21 protein-coding genes are annotated in these 17,511 nt (G+C 39.3%); 15 read left to right on the forward strand and 6 right to left on the reverse strand.

The window, feature by feature from the left end; translation table 11 throughout:
* Positions 1-13: 13 nt before the first annotated feature.
* The 4 genes from SPD53_RS07805 to SPD53_RS07820 all read left to right on the forward strand — a co-directional run bounded on the left by SPD53_RS07805 (position 14) and on the right by SPD53_RS07820 (position 5,109).
* Positions 14-607, forward strand: coding sequence for a restriction endonuclease (locus SPD53_RS07805; RefSeq protein WP_156857124.1), 594 nt, complete (start codon positions 14-16; stop codon positions 605-607).
* 195 nt (positions 608-802) lie between these two features.
* Positions 803-1,699, forward strand: a complete 897-nt coding sequence (locus SPD53_RS07810) for a D-alanyl-D-alanine carboxypeptidase family protein (protein ID WP_336252169.1) — start codon at positions 803-805, stop codon at positions 1,697-1,699.
* Positions 1,700-2,083: 384 nt separating this feature from the next.
* Positions 2,084-3,343 carry a beta-ketoacyl-[acyl-carrier-protein] synthase family protein gene (locus SPD53_RS07815; RefSeq protein WP_188859363.1) on the forward strand — a complete coding sequence of 420 codons (1,260 nt, stop codon included), beginning with the start codon at positions 2,084-2,086 and terminating at the stop codon, positions 3,341-3,343.
* Between the two features lie 29 nt (positions 3,344-3,372).
* Positions 3,373-5,109 carry a class I adenylate-forming enzyme family protein gene (locus SPD53_RS07820; protein WP_336252170.1) on the forward strand — a complete coding sequence of 579 codons (1,737 nt, stop codon included), beginning with the start codon at positions 3,373-3,375 and terminating at the stop codon, positions 5,107-5,109.
* Between the two features lie 265 nt (positions 5,110-5,374).
* Here the strand turns inward: SPD53_RS07820 and SPD53_RS07825 are convergent, their stop codons facing one another.
* Positions 5,375-5,848 carry a hypothetical protein gene (locus tag SPD53_RS07825; protein WP_336252171.1) on the reverse strand — a complete coding sequence of 158 codons (474 nt, stop codon included), beginning with the start codon at positions 5,846-5,848 and terminating at the stop codon, positions 5,375-5,377.
* A 715-nt stretch (positions 5,849-6,563) separates the two neighbouring features.
* Here SPD53_RS07825 and SPD53_RS07830 point away from each other — a divergent pair.
* From SPD53_RS07830 to SPD53_RS07845, 4 genes are all read left to right on the forward strand, one after another.
* Positions 6,564-6,854, forward strand: a complete 291-nt coding sequence (locus SPD53_RS07830; RefSeq protein ID WP_336252172.1) for a hypothetical protein — start codon at positions 6,564-6,566, stop codon at positions 6,852-6,854.
* 184 nt (positions 6,855-7,038) lie between these two features.
* Positions 7,039-8,127, forward strand: a complete 1,089-nt coding sequence (locus SPD53_RS07835; RefSeq protein ID WP_336252173.1) for a type III polyketide synthase — start codon at positions 7,039-7,041, stop codon at positions 8,125-8,127.
* On the forward strand, positions 8,124-8,645 hold the full coding sequence (locus SPD53_RS07840; RefSeq protein ID WP_336252174.1) for an isoprenylcysteine carboxyl methyltransferase family protein: 522 nt from the start codon (positions 8,124-8,126) through the stop codon (positions 8,643-8,645). The genes SPD53_RS07835 and SPD53_RS07840 overlap by 4 nt, the downstream gene beginning before the upstream one ends.
* Positions 8,646-8,982: 337 nt before the next feature.
* The gene (locus tag SPD53_RS07845; RefSeq protein WP_336252175.1) at positions 8,983-9,828 is read left to right on the forward strand and encodes an STAS domain-containing protein; all 846 of its coding nucleotides are present in this window, start codon (positions 8,983-8,985) and stop codon (positions 9,826-9,828) included.
* Positions 9,829-9,896: 68 nt separating this feature from the next.
* On the opposite strand, the gene sspL is transcribed toward SPD53_RS07845, so the two are convergent.
* Positions 9,897-10,037, reverse strand: coding sequence for a small, acid-soluble spore protein L (sspL, locus tag SPD53_RS07850; protein ID WP_188859354.1), 141 nt, complete (start codon positions 10,035-10,037; stop codon positions 9,897-9,899).
* Between the two features lie 170 nt (positions 10,038-10,207).
* A complete protein-coding gene (locus tag SPD53_RS07855; protein ID WP_188859352.1) occupies positions 10,208-10,372 on the reverse strand; it encodes a hypothetical protein in 165 nt (54 codons plus the stop codon).
* 454 nt (positions 10,373-10,826) lie between these two features.
* Here SPD53_RS07855 and SPD53_RS07860 point away from each other — a divergent pair, with 454 nt between their 5' ends.
* Together SPD53_RS07860 and SPD53_RS07865 are read left to right on the forward strand one after the other, a co-directional pair.
* Positions 10,827-11,027, forward strand: coding sequence for a CsbD family protein (locus tag SPD53_RS07860; protein ID WP_336252176.1), 201 nt, complete (start codon positions 10,827-10,829; stop codon positions 11,025-11,027).
* A gap of 131 nt (positions 11,028-11,158) precedes the next feature.
* Complete coding sequence (locus tag SPD53_RS07865) at positions 11,159-11,299, forward strand: hypothetical protein (protein ID WP_188859348.1); 141 nt, start codon at positions 11,159-11,161, stop codon at positions 11,297-11,299.
* 52 nt (positions 11,300-11,351) lie between these two features.
* On the opposite strand, the gene SPD53_RS07870 is transcribed toward SPD53_RS07865, so the two are convergent.
* Positions 11,352-11,807, reverse strand: coding sequence for a CoxG family protein (locus SPD53_RS07870; protein ID WP_336252177.1), 456 nt, complete (start codon positions 11,805-11,807; stop codon positions 11,352-11,354).
* 234 nt (positions 11,808-12,041) lie between these two features.
* On the opposite strand from SPD53_RS07870, the gene sspO reads away from it, so the two are divergent.
* Both sspO and SPD53_RS07880 read left to right on the forward strand, forming a co-directional pair.
* Positions 12,042-12,191 (forward strand): small acid-soluble spore protein O, encoded by a 150-nt coding sequence (sspO, locus tag SPD53_RS07875; RefSeq protein ID WP_188856219.1) that lies wholly within the window; start codon positions 12,042-12,044, stop codon positions 12,189-12,191.
* Positions 12,192-12,344: 153 nt separating this feature from the next.
* Entirely contained in the window at positions 12,345-12,704 is a 360-nt protein-coding gene (locus tag SPD53_RS07880; RefSeq protein ID WP_336252178.1) for a hypothetical protein, read from the forward strand.
* Positions 12,705-12,774: 70 nt separating this feature from the next.
* Here SPD53_RS07880 and SPD53_RS07885 read toward each other — a convergent pair whose 3' ends face one another.
* Entirely contained in the window at positions 12,775-12,918 is a 144-nt protein-coding gene (locus SPD53_RS07885; RefSeq protein ID WP_336252179.1) for a hypothetical protein, read from the reverse strand.
* Positions 12,919-13,102: 184 nt separating this feature from the next.
* On the opposite strand from SPD53_RS07885, the gene SPD53_RS07890 reads away from it, so the two are divergent.
* The 3 genes from SPD53_RS07890 to pcp are packed head-to-tail and all read left to right on the forward strand — an operon-like array spanning position 13,103 to position 15,409.
* On the forward strand, positions 13,103-13,786 hold the full coding sequence (locus SPD53_RS07890; RefSeq protein WP_336252180.1) for a DUF969 domain-containing protein: 684 nt from the start codon (positions 13,103-13,105) through the stop codon (positions 13,784-13,786).
* A 5-nt stretch (positions 13,787-13,791) separates the two neighbouring features.
* Positions 13,792-14,715, forward strand: coding sequence for a DUF979 domain-containing protein (locus SPD53_RS07895; RefSeq protein WP_336252181.1), 924 nt, complete (start codon positions 13,792-13,794; stop codon positions 14,713-14,715).
* Positions 14,716-14,761: 46 nt separating this feature from the next.
* Positions 14,762-15,409, forward strand: coding sequence for a pyroglutamyl-peptidase I (gene pcp / locus SPD53_RS07900; protein ID WP_336252182.1), 648 nt, complete (start codon positions 14,762-14,764; stop codon positions 15,407-15,409).
* A gap of 194 nt (positions 15,410-15,603) precedes the next feature.
* Here the strand turns inward: pcp and SPD53_RS07905 are convergent, their stop codons facing one another.
* Positions 15,604-17,388: a glycoside hydrolase family 13 protein gene (locus SPD53_RS07905; RefSeq protein WP_336252183.1), complete on the reverse strand. Its 1,785-nt coding sequence runs from the start codon at positions 17,386-17,388 to the stop codon at positions 15,604-15,606.
* Positions 17,389-17,511: the final 123 nt, after the last annotated feature.

Here is a 17,511-nt window from a genome sequence, read left to right on the forward strand (position 1 = left end):
GGAGTGACACAAGATGTTAGTTTTAGAATTAATTATCGGTTTAGTCCTACTGGCTGCATTCCTTCATTTCCGTTATACAAAAAGGAAACACCAACGGATAAACTCGCTCATTGATCGACATATCGAAGCAAGTGAGGAATTGAAGAAGACCCTAGCTATGGGGTTGTATTTACGATTCAAAACAGAATCAGCAGAGCAACCGGTAAATTATTCTAGCATTTATCTTAAAGGTAATCCTATTTCCTTTGAATCGTTTGTTGCGGACCTTATGAAAACAAGTAGAGGCGGAAGTATTTGGGTTTCTCCTTCCAGTAATGATCAAGGTGTGGATTTTGAACATACAACTGGTTCCGGATTATATCTAGGCCAAGTAAAATGCTATGAAGAAGACCTGCCTTTTGACCCGATTGCACTCATTCATTCGAATATGGTAAAACGGGATGCGGTTGGTGGCTATGTTATTACTACCGGATCTTTTACCGAAAATGCAAGACACTATGCACAAGGATTAAATATTGAACTGATTGATGGAGTTAAACTTGTGGAAGAATGGTTTGCGAGTTTAAGGCACTCTGAGGAAGATATAAATAATTTGATAGATGATTAGTATCTAATCTTGTATTTCGTCTCTGTTATATATTAAATAAAGCATGAAGGACAGGTTCCTTTACCATTGTTTTACCGAGAATCAATGGAAGAGGAGCCTTTCCTTTTATTTCTACTTTGATACAATAAATGTATCAATTAAAGGTGCTCTTTTGTTGAGGTATACGATAGGAAAAATATGTAAAGGAATACTAGTATGAAAAAACTCTCGAGATTTATAAAGATTTTAATCATTGCGGTTGTTACCATATTTGTATTATTTAAAGTAGGGGATAAAATTTATGAATATTTTTCTCCTTTACGTAATGATGGATATACCAGCCCATACATTTATCTGTTTGATAGAGAAACAGGGAATACTATTTATGAAAAAAATATACACTCTAAAACATATCCTGCTTCACTGACCAAAATAATGACAGCGATTGTCGCCTTGGAAAATATTGATAACTTATCTGAAATTACTCCAATAGATGTAGAAACATACCAAGATATGGTCGATCAAAATGCTTCGATGGCAGGATTTTATGGGAGAGAGGCAGTCACTTATCGAGATCTGCTGTATGGAACGATTCTAAGTTCAGGTGGTGAAGCCGCCAACTCTTTAGCCATTCATGTAGCGGGAAATGTAAAAGACTTTGTTCAGATGATGAATGCTAAGGCTGCCCAACTAGGGTTAAAAGACACACACTTTACGAATCCAGATGGTCTTCACAATAAAAAGCAGTATACAACGGCGCATGATATGGCAAAACTTTTAGATTATGCATTAGATAACGGTCATTTTAAGGCGATTTTTACAAAGGAGACCTTTCAAACCACATCAACGCCTGATCACCCTGAGGGAATTTTATTAGAATCAACTGTTCTTACCTTTCTGAATAAAGAGGAGCAAGAAGGGTTTGAGATTATTGGTGGAAAATCAGGTACAACCTATGAAGCGGGGCAATGTTGGGCAACCCTCGGAGTAGTAGAAAATCAAGAGTATATAAGTATTGTCATGGGAGCACCACTAGAAGATATTAGTCAACCAGACCAAGCACAAATAACAGACACGCTAAAGTTATTTAAACAAATTAAATCCGGAAAGTAGTTCATTATAGCTGTATTGTTAGAAGAAAGAAAATAACTACCCCTGAAGCCTCGCAAGCAGAAGAGTAGTTATTTTTTACTGCCGAATTTTCCAGTTAAAGTGGAGATGAAAATAACCTTGAACTCATCTGACTATTGAATCCTCAGCTGTTTCTATTTGCCGAAAAGTTGTAGTGTAAGCCATTCCTGAGTTCTTTTAATTTCTCCTAATGGTAGGCAATGAAAATGAAGTAAGCGCTTTTTTGAAGTATACTAGTTTTATACCTATAATCATCGTTCTAATTAACAAATGATAGATTTTGAATGGTTGCTTATTTTGTTAATCACGAAAAATAGTAGTATGCAACATTTATTACCATAAAATTCATACAAAGGAGCAGTGATCATGAAACAAATAGAGATTGTAGTAACGGGGATGGGGGCTGCCTCTCCATTTGGAATGGGTGTATCGACATTCTGGGATAATTTAATTGCCAATCGTTCTGCTGTAGCGGAAGTGACGGATGAGGAGTTACGTAGGTGGACAAAAGTTGGTGCGCGTGTTCCAGAATTTCATGCAACGGATTTTCTTTCTAAAAAGATTGTCAGAAACACGGATTATTTTACACAGTTAGCATTAATTGCAGCCGAAGAGGCGCTAAAAGATGCAGAATTGTTAAAAGGTGATGGAGAATCCTTTGCAGCTGGCGTGGAAAGAGATCGAATTGGAACAGCGATTGGAACAGCATTTGGCGGTATTCAGTCGCTAGAGCAGGCTTCGGAAAAGCTCGCAACAGGGCGTGCAAAACGAGTTGGACCTCGTATGATTTCCAAGTCGATTCCCAATGCAGCGGCAAGTACGATTTCTATACAATATGGTTTTCGCGGTCCATCTAATACATATGTAACGGCTTGTGCGGCCTCAGCGAATGCAATTGGAGAATCTGCTTACTGGTTTTTCCGGGATGATGTAGATTATATTCTTGCTGGAGGAGTAGATAGCCTTTGGTCCAATGCATTTCTGTCTGGATTAGGAGATGCAGGGGCACTAGCGACTAAGGGGCCGGAAGACTTTTCGACATGGTCTCGTCCTTTCGATAAAGAGCGGACGGGAATGGTAATGGGAGAAGGGGCAGGTTTGTTTGTCCTGGAACCATTAGAACATGCTAAGGCAAGGGGGGCACATATTTATGCGATACTAAAAGGTTACGGGGCTTCCAATGATGCTTATCATGATACGTCGCCGGACCCTGAAGGAACCAGTGCTGCATTGGCAATTGAGCGAGCGCTTCGTTCGTCAGGATTAACTCCTTTTGATATTGATTATATTAATGCACATGCGACGTCAACACCAGCTGGAGATATTGCAGAAACGAAGGCATTAAGACTTATCTTCGGGGAGAGGCTAGATGAAATACCTGTCAGCTCCATTAAAGGAAGTGTGGGACATTTACTTGGTGCAGCGGGAGCGATCGAGAGTATTGCATGCATCAGAGCACTAGAAACAGGGATACTTCCTGCAACACTTCATTCTAATATTCGTGATGAACAAGCACCGTTAGATATCATTCCAAATAAGAGCCGCAAGCAGCGTATTACAACAGCGATGAGTAATTCATTCGGCTTTGGCGGTCAAAATGGAATTCTTATTTGGCAGGCTCCTTAATGAATGAAAGGATGAATGGAGGGACAAAGATGCAAGAAATTCGTTTAAGTGTAGAGCAAAGAAGAGAGGCACTAAAATCGGCTTATCCTAAATGGGAGAAAAAGACAATTGCAGCCCATTTCAAGGAGCAATGTCACCATTATCGGGATAATCCGCTGATTATGATGCCGGAATATACTGTGACATACGAAGAGATTTGGGAAAGGTCACGACGGTATGCCAAAGCTATGATTCATCTTGGTGTACAGCCGGATGATCATGTCGCGATCTTAATGGAAAATGATCCAGATTACATCGCTTTATTTATTGCTTCTTCGATGATTGGAGCTATTGTTGTTCCGTTAAATACACAGCTTCAAAAGGAAGAATTGACCTATATGCTTCGCCAATCGGATACGAACTGGCTTTTCTTACATCAGGTTGCAAATAAAGAAGAACATGCAGAATCATTAAAAGGCGTAATAGCAACCCTCCAGAGGGATGCGGACAGTCCTTTTAAACAGGCAGTTTGCATTCCAATGAAGAAGGAAAAGGCTCCGGCAATTTACCAGCATTGGAATTATTTTATAAAGGGAGCAGAAGCGGTAGAGAATGCGGTTGTTGATCAACGTATGCTGGAAACAAATGATCCTGATTCCTGTGTCGCGATTATTTATACGTCAGGATCTACCGGCTTGCCAAAAGGTGTGATGCTTACGGATGATATGATGCTGCGTTCCGGATTTGCTACTTGTTATACAAGGGCTTATGAAACGGGAAGACGAATTTATGCACCGCTTCCGATGTATCATGTTTATTTTCTACAAGAAGGTTTATTTGCAGCCTCCTTTGTAGGTGGAGGGATGGTTACCTGTCAGGCCTTTCAGCCACTGCAATCATTGGAATTGATGGAAAAATACAATGTGCATGATTTTCTGGCGGTTCCTTCGATGCTGGTAGCTTTATTGAATCGACCGGAAATCAAAAATACCAAACTGAATCATCTCTATGCGTTGTTATGTTGTGCAGCTCCATCACCAGTTCCTCTTTGGAAACGTGCAGTAGAAGAGCTGGCAGTGACAGAGATTGGTACAGGTTGTGGAGGAACGGAAGCAGTTTCTACAACAATGCTGACAGAAATCGGTGATCCTTTAGAAATTATATCGACAACTGTTGGAAAGGTGAAAACAGCTGGAGTAGCTGGAGACCCGGAGTTTGGAGATAAAAGTGTAACATATAAGGTAATTGATCCAGGTTCTGGGGAAACCTTACCAAGCGGTTCCGTTGGTGAGTTAGCAGTTCGAGGCAACGTTGTAACAAAAGGCTATTATAAAAAACCGGAGGAAACGGCTTTTGCTATTGATGAAGAAGGCTATGTTCGTAGCGGTGATCTAGGAACGATTGATAAGAATGGCTATATCCGGCTATTAGGAAGAAGTAAAGACCTCTACAAGGTATCCGGAGAAACCGTAGCTCCAAAAGAGGTAGAGGACGTTATTTCAATGCATCCTGCTGTCAATCAAGTATACATTGTTGGTGTGCCGGATAAGTTAACGACAGAAGCTGGTGCAGCGTTCATTGAATTAAAAGAAGGGGAGAGCTGCTCGAAACAAGAAATCAGAAACCTGTGCAGGGAACGTGTAGCCCGTTTTAAAATACCGAGACATATTTGGTTTGTGGAGGTCTCTGAATGGCCGCTGACGGGAACCGGAAAAATTCAAAAGTTTAAATTACAGGCGATTGCAGAAGAAAGATTGAAAAAAGTAAAACAGACTGGAACAAAATAAATTTGTTTCAGTCTGGGTTCGAATAATAGTCGAATATAGAAGCGTATCTAAAGACTTCGTGGCTATATTGTCGGAAAAGAGAAAATAACCACCCTGAAGCCGCACAAGCTGAAGGGTAGTTATTTCTTACTTCCAGAGAGTCGCCCCTTGAAGGGCTATTACACGCTTTGCCGCTTCATGTGATCAGCATGGAGCGGTTTCTTATATTATGATGATTCTCTACTTAAAGGAATTATGCAAACAAAATGCTTGGGAGTTGCTATGTTTATCCAACAATACTGCTCATTACACAACCCGTTAATTTATTTGATAGGTTTGCATGTCTAAATAGCCAATTTATAAGTTTTGGCTCTATAATAAATTCCTCAGCTCCAACTTTTCCTTCCGTAAACAGCAATGCCAGTTCACTTGTCAACGTAATAGGAATCCCTTCTTGCTTCCATCTTAATTCCGTAACCCAATGCTCATAACTGTCCAAATTCGTCTGGTGAGCATTATACCAATTTAAAATATAGTCGTCTCCAATCATAGCAACTAATTTCATATAAAAATCCGCAATATGCTCCTCGAAGACATTCTCTTTCAAAGTACCTTTCACAGTCTTGTCATCAACATGTAAGCTGTATTGCTCTAAATCGAACCGTTCATTTAAGAAGTTTTTCCATTCATTCTCGGACAATGCTCCAAATGACGTTGCTGTAAAATCTTTTACTATTCCAAGTGAGTAATATGTTGCCATTTTTTCACCTCATTTCTTGTAAAATTAGTTGTTAGTTTTCATTCTAACATAATATTTAAAAAATAAAATCAAATAGGGGAGCAGAGAGCAACCACCTCAAATCTATGTTGTTTTACTGCTCTGAGAAATCCAGTTATAGCTGACAATTAATCCGCTTCTCGGTTCGTTCATAGATAAGAAACGTTTCATAACAACTGCCCCTTTTTAATTACTGTAAGACCTTTCCGATAAGATGTTGCCATTTTTATCAAGGGCTTGGATTTTGAATTGCTCGGGTCTATCGGTTGGGAAAATACTATAACATGCATACAGATCTATGTATTTTTATGGAACAAAATTGTCTTGCATCCAGTTTTTTCATACGTTATTCTTAAGACAAGGAATCTCATTCTCTGATTTACAAGAAGACCACCTTTTTTCTATAGGAAGAGGTTAGCCGACCACTATACTTATGTAGTTGTTACACAGATTATAGCATAAGATTTATTAGAATAATAGATTAAATAGAATATATGTTTCCTCTTTTCAGTTAGCGTAATGGTATCTAGTTTCTTTTCCGAAAAGGGGGTGCCACAACTTGTGTGCTGCCCAAAACATCACTTATATCCATCGATTTCCCCCCCAGTTAAAAGTGCTGTTCCTCCCCGAATCATAGCAAATGTTGTGGAATTGCGAATTAGAGAGATAATTAAAGTATATAGAGGGAGTGATTTAATTGAGTAAGTGGGCTTTTCATATATTTAACATTATTATTTTACTTTTATTACTGTCGTTTAATCTCTTAGCCTTATTTGGAGCAGGAATAGGTGAGGGAGGAATAAGTTCCGGTATGTGGTTTATTACTGGTTCTTCATTGGTATTTTGGCTCATCTTTTACATTATTCAATTTGTAGGTTCTACTAAAATTTGGAGAATTTCCTGGTTTCTTTTTATGGTAGTATTTCTATGGTTTTGGGAAACAGGCCTTGGCTTTCTTGTCGGTGGAATGTGGTTTGATATGAGTTAAAAATATTCTATATCCATTTTGGAGTAAAGGAATCCGTATGACCAAGAACAAAATACGCACCGATAAAAGATTGAAGCTGGCAAGATACGGCTTCTTTTTATTTTGAGAATTTACACGTCTAACCATGAATCATAACTCTCAACCTGGGGAAACTATAAAAAATATGAATCCAAAAGGTGAAGTTATGTCATACATATGTTCAGTTGGCACAAGTATCCCGAAACACAACATCAACCAAGAAGAAGTAAAAGAATTAGTCCAGAACGTATTTGGCTATACCAATCGTGAGGTCAAACGGCTACTTCCCGTGTTCGACAATGCCCAGATTGAGAATCGGCAATTTGCCGTAGCTAAAACATGGTTTGAAAAAGAGCACACTTTTGCAGAGAAAAATAATATCTATCAAGAAAATGCAATTAGCCATTCGCTTGAAGCAATTGATGATTGTTTGCAAAATGACCACTTTCTAACAAACTCCATTCCTTATGAAGCGGTAGATTTAATTATTTATGTATCCAGTTCTGGCCTATCAACTCCCACGATTGATGCTTTTCTGCTTAATGAAAGGCCCTTCCGACAAGACGTCCAACGAATGCCGCTCTGGGGATTAGGGTGCGCGGGTGGAGCAATCGGTTTATCAAGGGCTCATGACTGGGTCAAGGCACACCCTGAAAAGACTGCACTTATCATATGCTGCGAATTTTGCGGGGTGACTTTTCAAAAAGGAGACCATCGTAAAAGTAACCTTGTTGGTACCGCCTTATTTGGGGATGGGGTGGGTGCGGCACTACTGGTTGGAGAGAATTCGCCATACTTGGAGTATAAGAAACAGGCCGTCCCGCGAGTGAAAGGGACGAGTTCACGTACAAAAAAGGATAGCACCGAGGTAATGGGGTGGAATGTAACGAATAGTGGGCTTGAAGTTATTTTTGCAAAAAGCATCCCTTCGCTTGTCGAATCTTTTTGGAAAGAACATATCGAGCTTTTCTTTCTACAATTTCAATTGAAAAAAGAAGCAATACACACTTATATTGCCCACCCAGGAGGAGTAAAAGTGTTGCAAGCGATGGAAGAAGTATTAAAGGTGGAAAAAGATAAATTAAAGCATTCCTATAATGTGTTAAGAGATCATGGAAATATGTCGTCCGTCACTGTTTTGTATGTCCTTAAAGAATGGATGAAAGAAGGAATAAAAGCTGGAGAGAAAAGCATTTTGTCTGCATTAGGGCCTGGTTTCTCGTCCGAAATACTGTTAATGGAGTGGAGTGAATGATGCCTGGTTATCTTTGGTGGATTTTTATATTTATAGCGTTAGAGCGTATTGTGGAATTAATTATTGCAAAAAGAAATGAAAAATGGATGTTGGAAAGAGGAGGGGTAGAGTGGGGGAGAGAACATTATAAATGGTTTATTATTGTCCATCTGTTATTCTTCTTATCGATTTTGACTGAGGTTTCGCTCCGTGATAACTTTGGTTTTGTAATGAACAATTATGTGTTTGCGCTCTTTCTCCTAACGCAAGCAGCAAGGGTCTGGTGTATTCAATCGCTTGGACCGTTCTGGAATACAAAAATCATTATCCTGCCTGACCGTTCTTTAATCAGCAGGGGGCCTTACAAGTATGTAAAACACCCGAATTATATCATTGTCGGTATCGAGTTATTCATTATTCCCATACTGTTTGGAGCGTATTTCACCGCAATTCTTTTCCCGATTCTCCACATATCTTTAATGACCGTACGCATTCCCATTGAAAATAAAGCGTTATCTGAATTAAAGAAAGGGACGTGACAAGCGTTCCTTTTAATGATGGTGCTAAAGGTTGTACCTTTTATAACGGCAATCCTGTTCCCGTTATCTCAATCGGCAAGATTTGATTTTTTCTCTAATATTTTCACGCTTTCCTTGTTTAATTACGATAAAATGAGGGAATAAGCTTATCATGTATTAACGGTCTTTCATACCCCCACCTCTAAACAAAAAGGAAAACCAAAATGTCAAGGTGGGGGATATACGGTCTGTAAATACTTGATTTTGTTCAACAAATATTCAGTGGAGGAGGTACGGAAACCCCCACTGAATGAGTTTCACTTTATGAGCAGTTTTAAATAACAAAAGGGGGCATCCATTGGCACATACTTACAACGTTCAGTCATTTATTAAGAATAACAGGGAAGATTTCCGGTCGATGCTATTATCGGAGGCAGGGAATGTTACGGAGAAAATCAATCATATTTTAATAGAAGGAAACATTGATCTTTTGAAAAATGCAGAGAATATCTGCCTTTATGTATTGGGAGACGAGGAGAAGGAGCTCATCGCTTTTGCAGAAAAAGAAGGTATTGCCTGGGCAAAACACGCTTTGACGCTATCCTTTAAATTGGAGTGGGTCCATGCAATAAGACGCACGTTGTGGCATCTCCTTCATGAATGTAACCCGTCCGGCACTACTTCAAATTCGCTGGATGATTTTTTTGAGTTGGAGAAGAAAATAAACGATGGAATTGATGAATTTTTAAATACTTTTTTCATCAGTTATTCCAAATACAAAGATGAATTGTTCTTGAATCAGCGAAAACTTGTTGAACATCTGACAGTTCCAATCATCCCGGTTAGCTCTACGGTAGCTGTTTTACCGCTCATCGGTGAGTTCGATTCTTACCGAATGGAAATTATAGTGGAAAAAGTATTAAATGAAATAGCAAGATTAGAGGTAGAAACATTGATTATCGACTTGTCTGGTATCCCCGACATAGACGAATATATTATCCATACCTTTCAAACCGTGTTACATGGAATACGAATGATGGGTTCCAAGTCGGTCCTGACTGGCTTAAGGCCACAACTTGCGAAGAAAATAGCCTCTTTAGGAGCAGGCAATACTTTACAGACGGAAGTGAAAGGAACTCTCCAGCAAGCCCTACAGGAATATTTGACGGCGGAATCTGGAAAACTTGAGCACTTACCATCATAAGCAATTATTTCAACCTATTTCTCACATTTAACAAGTAGCTGAACCAGGGACACCCCTGATTCAGCTACTTATATTTTTGTGTTTTTCTTTTTTGCTCGCTGTTCCAATTGTGATTTAGGCTCCTGATTAGCAACATCCTCTGAATACCCTTGTGGATTCACGCTGGATCTAGCTCTTTTTTTCTTTGCATGGTCTGTTTCTTTTGACATGACAGCACCTCCAAGATTTAGTATGTGAAACGTTCTCATATATATACATGACCTCGTAGCGCGAGAAAATCGAAGTGGATAAATTCGTAGTATGAGGAGAATAGGATGAAAAACGTACGACAGCAATGACAAAGCACCCCGTGAAATCCCCAGGGTGCTTAAAGTGAATGTTAGTTAAGAAGATTGTTCCGATACACGTCCATCGTAAGCTTTCTTTCTTTTTCACGTCGTTGATTCAATTCTGACTCGAGCTGTCTAATGTAATGCGGGGGAAGGTCATGTTTTTTCGCCTGAAGCAATGTTTCCTCGAGGTACTTATCCGATTGATTCATCATGGTGCACATACCTCCTTTTTAATATTGAGAAACAATAAAAAATTTGCCCCGTAATGGGAGGCACAGTTTGTACGTTGCTGTGCAAATGCTCTTCGGTGGGACGAGTAATCGCAGTCCCAGGTGTTGCGAAACGAATCGCGTTTTAACCTGCAAGAGCGCTTGCGCCTTCGTACTATTATTGTTTCCGCTTACATGGAAGGTAAACGTAAAACTGGCTTACAAAATAGGGACAAGTTTATTACAGATTATGACAGAAATAGAAAAGTTGCCTTATGGTCATTCTATGCATAAAATCTCGATTTATGAATAAACCAAGAACAAACACATCTAGATAAAGAAGAGTTTGTTGCAGGTAGTTGTGTAGAGATTATATCCGTTGTCCACACTTCAATGTCAGATATATGTTTAATAATGATGAAGAAGGGAAATTTGTACACTGAAAGGAGTGGGCAACATGAGTGAAGGTTTCAAAAACAAAGTAAGTGGCGAGATTGATAAGGCTAAAGGAGAAGCGAAGGATAGGTTTGGAAAAGCAAGAGGTGATCTCTCCAAACAAGCCGAAGGGAAATTTGATAAGGCAAAAGGTGACGTTAAAAAGAAAATGGGAGAAATGAAAGATAAATTTGATCATGACTCGTCCGACCAAACAAAATAAATAATCTTATAAAGTTAAATGAGAAAGTGCTTTGCATTGCAGAGCACTTTTATATTGTCTCATACGCCCTGCTCGAATAATTCCACTACCAGAAGGGAAACTAATACAAATCTCTAAAGGAGGCTAAATTCATGGAAGAAAATAAAAATCGCCAATTTAAAGAACGTGGCCAAAGTGGCGAGCATCGCAATGGCCGTAAAAGTCAATTTAAGAATTATAACGCTGAAAAAGGAGAGGAACCGAACGAATTTTTGAGTAAGCGAGATGAATGAATTTAACCAATAAAAGAGCGGAGAATCCACACTCCGCTCGAAACGTAAAACCTTAAGCCCGTTCTCCAACTACCTCTTTCATCCTATTAGCAACGGAAATCGTCAATTTCTCGGTCGTTTTTGGGACAAACTTTTTTAAGATTTTATTAATCATCGGGCTCATCGCTCCACGAGCAGTTATATCTAAATAACCAGTCATTTTCGTGGAATTTTCATCAACTTTCTCTGCATCGAAATAGCCACCACCAGAGAAATTGTCAGACAGGCCGGAAAGATTGAAGGTAACAAAGTTCGGTTCTTTCCACTCGGTAATATCAACTTTTAGTTTGATTGTTTTCTTCATGAAGCCTAAATCTCCTTGAAACTCCCAGGTGGATTCGGAGTCATTAATAAGTTCATGGTTGATATAACCGGGGACAAGCGGAGCCCAGTTATTAATGGAACTTACAAACGTCCATACTTTTTCGATTGGTAAATTTAACCGTGTGCAATGTGATCCGTTAGGCATGATTTCATTCTCCTTTAATCAATTTGGTATACTCTTGCTTCATATGCGAGTAAACATCCTTGTATACGTGATTTGTACATATGTACAAAAATTTTCTTTATCCAGCTGCATGATTGTTGAATTAGTTAAATCTTATTATAATTTAAAATTCCGATGATGGGAAGTAGAGGGAATCTTTGTATCAGCTTATAATTTCCCTTCAAACGCTAAAATATATAATAAGGAGGTGTTTCGATGACGAAGAAAAAGTTAAGTAATGGTGGCTTCAGTGATGAGCAAGCTGTACGGAAAAAACTTTCCAAGAGTTTTGACCATGAATTTGCCAATGAGCCATTAACAGCGAATGAAAAGCTTAATAATAAAAAAACGAAGAAGCGTCAATAGCCTCGGTAACGGGAAAAAAAAGCTGGAGTTCAATAAATCGAACGACAGCTTTTTGTTCTTAGTAGTCGGTGCCCGAGATGCGCTTCAATTATTAATGCAGGCTTCTCAAATCTCCGTAGACAAGCTATAATAGTAACAAGGAGGGGAGAACCAGTGGAAGAAAAGGTAGCTTTGAAGGAAATTTTAAATGTATTACATGAACATTCGAAGCAGATCAATGAAAAAATGGACAAGCGCTTTGATGAAGTCGATCAGCGCTTCCAAGAAGTGGACAAGCGTTTTGATGAAGTCGATCAGCGCTTCCAAGAAGTGGACAAGCGTTTTGATGAAGTCGATCAACGTTTCCAAGAAGTAGATAAACGCTTTGATAAAATTGATCAAAAGTTCGATAGCCTAAACCAAAAAGTAGGTGGAATTCGGATTGAACTTCAAGAAACGCAGGAAACAGCTGAATTTGCCGCAAGTAAAGTTATTCAACACGAAAAAGAACTTCGCCACATTAACACACAATAACTGTCCCCCCATACGATAATATTTCCTTACAATAAAGCCCTTGGCAACTTCCATTGAAGTCTCCAAGGGCTTAAAAGTCTCCAGGGAACATTACGAATTCTTGCTTTATATCGTTGAACCGCTGTATAAGGAGCGGTACGTACTTGCTTAGGACGCGGTATTCTTCTTTTTTCCATTTCTCATCGAAAGTTAACATTTCCAGTAACTTTTTCAAAAAAAATTTTCACGAAATGTTATGCGCTTGCATTACCATCAATTCAAGCAAACAGCTTAAAATGGACCTTCATTTCCTATTTATCTCCACTTGAGCTAGAAACTTCAATAAGCTATGATAGTAAGCATATTATTTTGATTTTTTAAATCAGCAAGATTTTTACATCTAAGAGGGAAGTGATCGTTTGGAATGGATAAAGTTAATTGGTATTGTCGTTATCGTCGTAGGCTTTTTATTGAAATTTGATACGATAGCAATTGTCATCATAGCTGCACTTGCAACTGCACTTGTTTCTGGTTTATCATTCCCGGAATTTTTGTCCAGTTTAGGTCAAGCATTTGTTGATAACCGGATTGTTACGCTGTTCTTACTGACATTACCATTGATTGGACTAGCTGAATCGCATGGGTTAAAAGAACAAGCGGTAAAACTCATTCAAAAGGTGAAAAGTTTAACAGCAGGGAAATTCTTAAGCGTTTATTTATTTATCCGCGAATTGGCGGGATTGTTCTCGATCCGTCTAGGTGGACATCCGCAATTTGTTCGTCCATTAGTTCAACCAATGGCGGAGGCTGCTGCAAAAACTACTGTTGGTGAATTAGATGAGAAAGAAAAAGAACAAATTAAAGCTAGGTCCGCAGCTATGGAAAACTACGGTAATTTCTATGGTCAAAATACGTTCGTTGCAGCAGGTGGTGTCCTATTAATCTCTGGTTCACTAGAGTCACTAGGCTATCATGCACCAGCTATTGAAATTGCAAAAGCCTCTATTCCTATTGCAATTATCATGATTATCGTTGGGATTATAGATAACCAGCGATTTGATAATAAACTTAAAAACAATCAATCTAAAAGGAATAGGGGGTAGAGGTTATGGAAACATTTTTCGCTAATTTATTAGAATTTTTCTTTATTCTTATAGGAATTCAACTAGTTTATACAGCAGTTCGCGTATTTATGGATGAAACAAACCCTACCCGCTTAGGCAGTGGCTTATTCTGGTTGATTATCGGAGTTCTATTCGCTGTAGGTGAATACATCCCTTCCTTGATAAGTGGTATTTTAGTAGTCATTCTTGGTGTGTTGACACTGTTCAAACAAGTAAATATGGGAGACGTCTATAATCCGGATCCGAAGAAAGCTGATGCTGAATCCGACCGTTTGAATAATAAAATATTTATCCCGGTCATATTACTGGCATTAATTGCATTAGTGGTTGCTACAATAATACCTGAATCTAGTGCATCGGTAATTGGTATTTCATCTATCATTGCGACGATCGTTGCTGTTGTTATTATTAAACCTAAAAATAGAGAGATTCTTATTGAAAGTGACCGGATGGTACAGCAAGTTGGTACAACAGGTATGCTGCCGCAATTACTCGCAGCCCTTGGAGTCATTTTTACGGTCTCTGGTGTTGGGGACGTTATTGCTGATATAATTGGTGGTATTGTTCCCGAGGGCAGCCAGTTAGCAGGTGTTATTGCATACGTAATGGGGATGGTTATCTTTACGATGATTATGGGTAATGCATTTGCGGCATTCACGGTTATTACAGCAGGAATTGGAGTTCCGTTTGTCATGGCCGTGGGCGGTGACCCTGTTATTGCCAGTGCGCTCGCCATGACTGCCGGATTCTGCGGAACGCTCTTAACACCGATGGCTGGGAACTTCAATGCTCTCCCGGTTGCACTCCTGCAAATGAAGGATCAATTTGGCGTCATAAAAGTTCAAGCACCAGTTGCTGTTACAATGATCGTTATCCATATCGGGTTAATGTATTTCTGGGCATTTTAGTATTAATTAACAACGCACACAACATGAGATATAGGAGATGAAAGAAATGAAAATTTTAGTTACAGGTTTTGATCCATTCGGTGGAGATACGACTAACCCTGCGATTGAAGCAGTGAAAAGATTGCCTGATGAAATCAAAGGGGCTACAATCCTCAAATTGGAAATCCCGACTGTTTTCTTTAAAAGTGCTGAAGTTGTAAAAGACGCAATGAAGAAAGAGGAGCCGGATTATATACTAAACATTGGCCAGGCAGGAGGCCGTTTCGGGTTAACACCTGAGCGTGTAGCAATCAACCAAGATGATGCACGCATTCCTGATAATGAAGGGAATCAGCCAATTGATACGCCGATTCAGCCAGACGGAGAAAGTGCTTATTTCTCCCAATTGCCGATAAAAGCGATGGTGGATGCGATGAAAAATGCAGGTGTTCCAGCATCTATTTCCAATACGGCAGGTACTTTCGTTTGTAACCATATCATGTATCAAACACTTTATTTGACGCATACAGAATTTCCAAATGCGAAGGCTGGTTTCATGCATATCCCGTTCTTAACGGATCAAGTGATTGATCGCCCGGAGACAGCATCGATGAGCCTTGATGATTTAGTAAAAGGGATCTCAGCTGCAATCGAAGCAATTGTTGAATTTGATGGAAAAGAAGATGTGAAAACGGTTGGTGGAGCGACGCACTAATCATTTATAACGATTGAGAAAACCACAGGGGTGTTATCCTCTCTGTGGTTTTTACTATAGAAAAAAGTAACAGATAGGATAAGTGGACGGATAAAATTTGATGTCAGGACAGTTCTTGTGGTTTATTTTAACAAGAACTATCCTTAGGTAATTTAATCATCTAGGGTCGTAATTTTCTAGCTTTAAATTATCTATTAATTCTTATACTCAAAAATGCGAAAACCCAATGGAGAGACTTTTATCTTATCTAACGCTGTCAGTTGAATAAGCTCTTGGGAATAGGCTGAATTGATGCTAGTTCCAACAACTAGTTCACTACAATATTTTTCAGGAAAATCTGGTAAAGCTAACGTCTGCTCCTCCGTACTATTATTTACAACAAAAAGGATACGCCGGTTACCTGCTTGCTTTTGATAGACTAATGTATTTGCTTCATTATCGTACATAACGATTTGGAATGTACCATCATTTCCAAAAGCAGGAATTGTTTTTCGCATTGTAATCAGATTTTTAACATACGTAAACAATTCATGATTCTGCTTCGTTTCGTCCCATATCATACATGCGCGGCAACCCGGATCTTGACCGCCTTCCATCCCAATTTCATCCCCATAATAGATACAAGGTGTACCAATGAAAGAGAGCTGAAAGAGATATAGAAGTTTCACACGATCCAACTCGCCATCTGCTAATGTCAAAATCCGCGGTGTGTCGTGGCTATCAAGCAAATTAAAGGCAACTTCATTCACATTTGCCGGATACATATGCAATACGTTGGTAATGGAATTCGCGAAGTCTTCAGGAGATCGCTCATTTTTTGCAAGAAAATCGATTGCACTATTTGTAAACGGATAATTCATGACAGCATCGAATTGGTCGCCTCCAAGCCAAGGCATTGAATCATGCCAGATTTCTCCTAATATATAAGCATCCGGTTTCACTGCTTTCACTTCTTTTCGAAAATCTCTCCAAAACTGGTGATCGACTTCATTCGCGACATCTAAACGCCACCCGTCAATATCAAATTCTTCAATCCAGTAGCGGGCAACTTTTAATAAATAGGCTTTCACTTCCGGATTTTCCGTATTGAGCTTCGGCATGGATCCAACAAAGCCAAACGCATGATAGTTTGGTACTGGCTCTGGTTTTACAGGGAATTCTCGAAGATGGAACCACTCCGTGTAAGCTGATTTCTCTTGTTTATCCAGTACATCTTGAAATGGAGGGAAATAATAGCCGCTATGATTAAATACCGCATCAAGCATGACACGAATTCCCCGCTGATGACATTCACGTACAAGGCGGCGAAAAGTTTCCTTATCCCCAAATTGCGGATCAATTTCCATGTAATCAATCGTGTCATATTTATGATTAGAATACGCTTTAAAAATCGGTGTGAAATAGATGCCATTAATTCCTAAATCAACTAGATAATCCAGGGAATCGATTACACCTTGGAAATCACCGCCAAAGAAGTTTGTAGCAGTCGGTGCAGCCGATCCCCATGGTAAAGTTCCCTCTGGATTTAATGATGGGTCGCCGTTTCCAAACCGTTCTGGAAAAATTTGATACCAAACAGTGTCCTTAACCCAGTCTGGTGCTTGGAAGACATCGATTTGATTCAAGTATGGGAAGCAGAAGTAATTGGAAATATCTGCTGGAGGATCAGAATAAATACCACTCTCCGTGTAATAGCATGTTTCACTAGAATCCGTACAGCGAAATCCATAGCGCATCCGGTAGAACTCAGGTTTTACTGCGATAAACCAATAATCATGTAAAGCGGTCGATCCTGACTTGATCATCTCAACCGTTTGCGTCTGCCATACCTCATCTTTCCAGTCATACGGGTCTCCAAACAGAAGTGCGACAGACTCCATATCATTCTTTTTCGTTTGCAGTACGATATGTAATGTTTCCTTGTCATAAGCGTATGCGAAGTTATTCTTTGGGCGGTGGTAGATTGCTTCTTTTAGCATTTAGTTTTCTCCTTTCTGAAATAAAAACCCCGATTTCCGTAGTGTTGGAAATCGGGGTTGTTGTCATTTGTACAAAGCATTGCCCTTAAGTTGTTCTCCATTTTAATGTAATGTAAGCGGATT

It is taken from the genome of Oceanobacillus sp. MO10714A, from assembly GCF_037072045.1.
Taxonomy (GTDB): Bacteria; Bacillota; Bacilli; order Bacillales; family Amphibacillaceae; genus Oceanobacillus; species Oceanobacillus indicireducens.

Coding starts and splice junctions, on each gene's coding strand:
- SPD53_RS07805 (WP_156857124.1), top strand. CDS start 14: ATGTTAGTTTTAGAATTAATTATCGGTTTAGTCCTACTGGCTGCATTC.
- SPD53_RS07860 (WP_336252176.1), top strand. CDS start 10,827: ATGAGTGAAGGTTTCAAAAACAAAGTAAGTGGCGAGATTGATAAGGCT.
- SPD53_RS07815 (WP_188859363.1), top strand. CDS start 2,084: ATGAAACAAATAGAGATTGTAGTAACGGGGATGGGGGCTGCCTCTCCA.
- pcp (WP_336252182.1), top strand. CDS start 14,762: ATGAAAATTTTAGTTACAGGTTTTGATCCATTCGGTGGAGATACGACT.
- sspL (WP_188859354.1), bottom strand. CDS start 10,037: ATGTCAAAAGAAACAGACCATGCAAAGAAAAAAAGAGCTAGATCCAGC.
- SPD53_RS07825 (WP_336252171.1), bottom strand. CDS start 5,848: ATGGCAACATATTACTCACTTGGAATAGTAAAAGATTTTACAGCAACG.
- SPD53_RS07820 (WP_336252170.1), top strand. CDS start 3,373: ATGCAAGAAATTCGTTTAAGTGTAGAGCAAAGAAGAGAGGCACTAAAA.
- SPD53_RS07835 (WP_336252173.1), top strand. CDS start 7,039: ATGTCATACATATGTTCAGTTGGCACAAGTATCCCGAAACACAACATC.
- SPD53_RS07840 (WP_336252174.1), top strand. CDS start 8,124: ATGATGCCTGGTTATCTTTGGTGGATTTTTATATTTATAGCGTTAGAG.
- SPD53_RS07855 (WP_188859352.1), bottom strand. CDS start 10,372: ATGATGAATCAATCGGATAAGTACCTCGAGGAAACATTGCTTCAGGCG.
- SPD53_RS07895 (WP_336252181.1), top strand. CDS start 13,792: ATGGAAACATTTTTCGCTAATTTATTAGAATTTTTCTTTATTCTTATA.
- SPD53_RS07905 (WP_336252183.1), bottom strand. CDS start 17,388: ATGCTAAAAGAAGCAATCTACCACCGCCCAAAGAATAACTTCGCATAC.
- SPD53_RS07810 (WP_336252169.1), top strand. CDS start 803: ATGAAAAAACTCTCGAGATTTATAAAGATTTTAATCATTGCGGTTGTT.
- SPD53_RS07870 (WP_336252177.1), bottom strand. CDS start 11,807: ATGCCTAACGGATCACATTGCACACGGTTAAATTTACCAATCGAAAAA.
- sspO (WP_188856219.1), top strand. CDS start 12,042: ATGACGAAGAAAAAGTTAAGTAATGGTGGCTTCAGTGATGAGCAAGCT.
- SPD53_RS07865 (WP_188859348.1), top strand. CDS start 11,159: ATGGAAGAAAATAAAAATCGCCAATTTAAAGAACGTGGCCAAAGTGGC.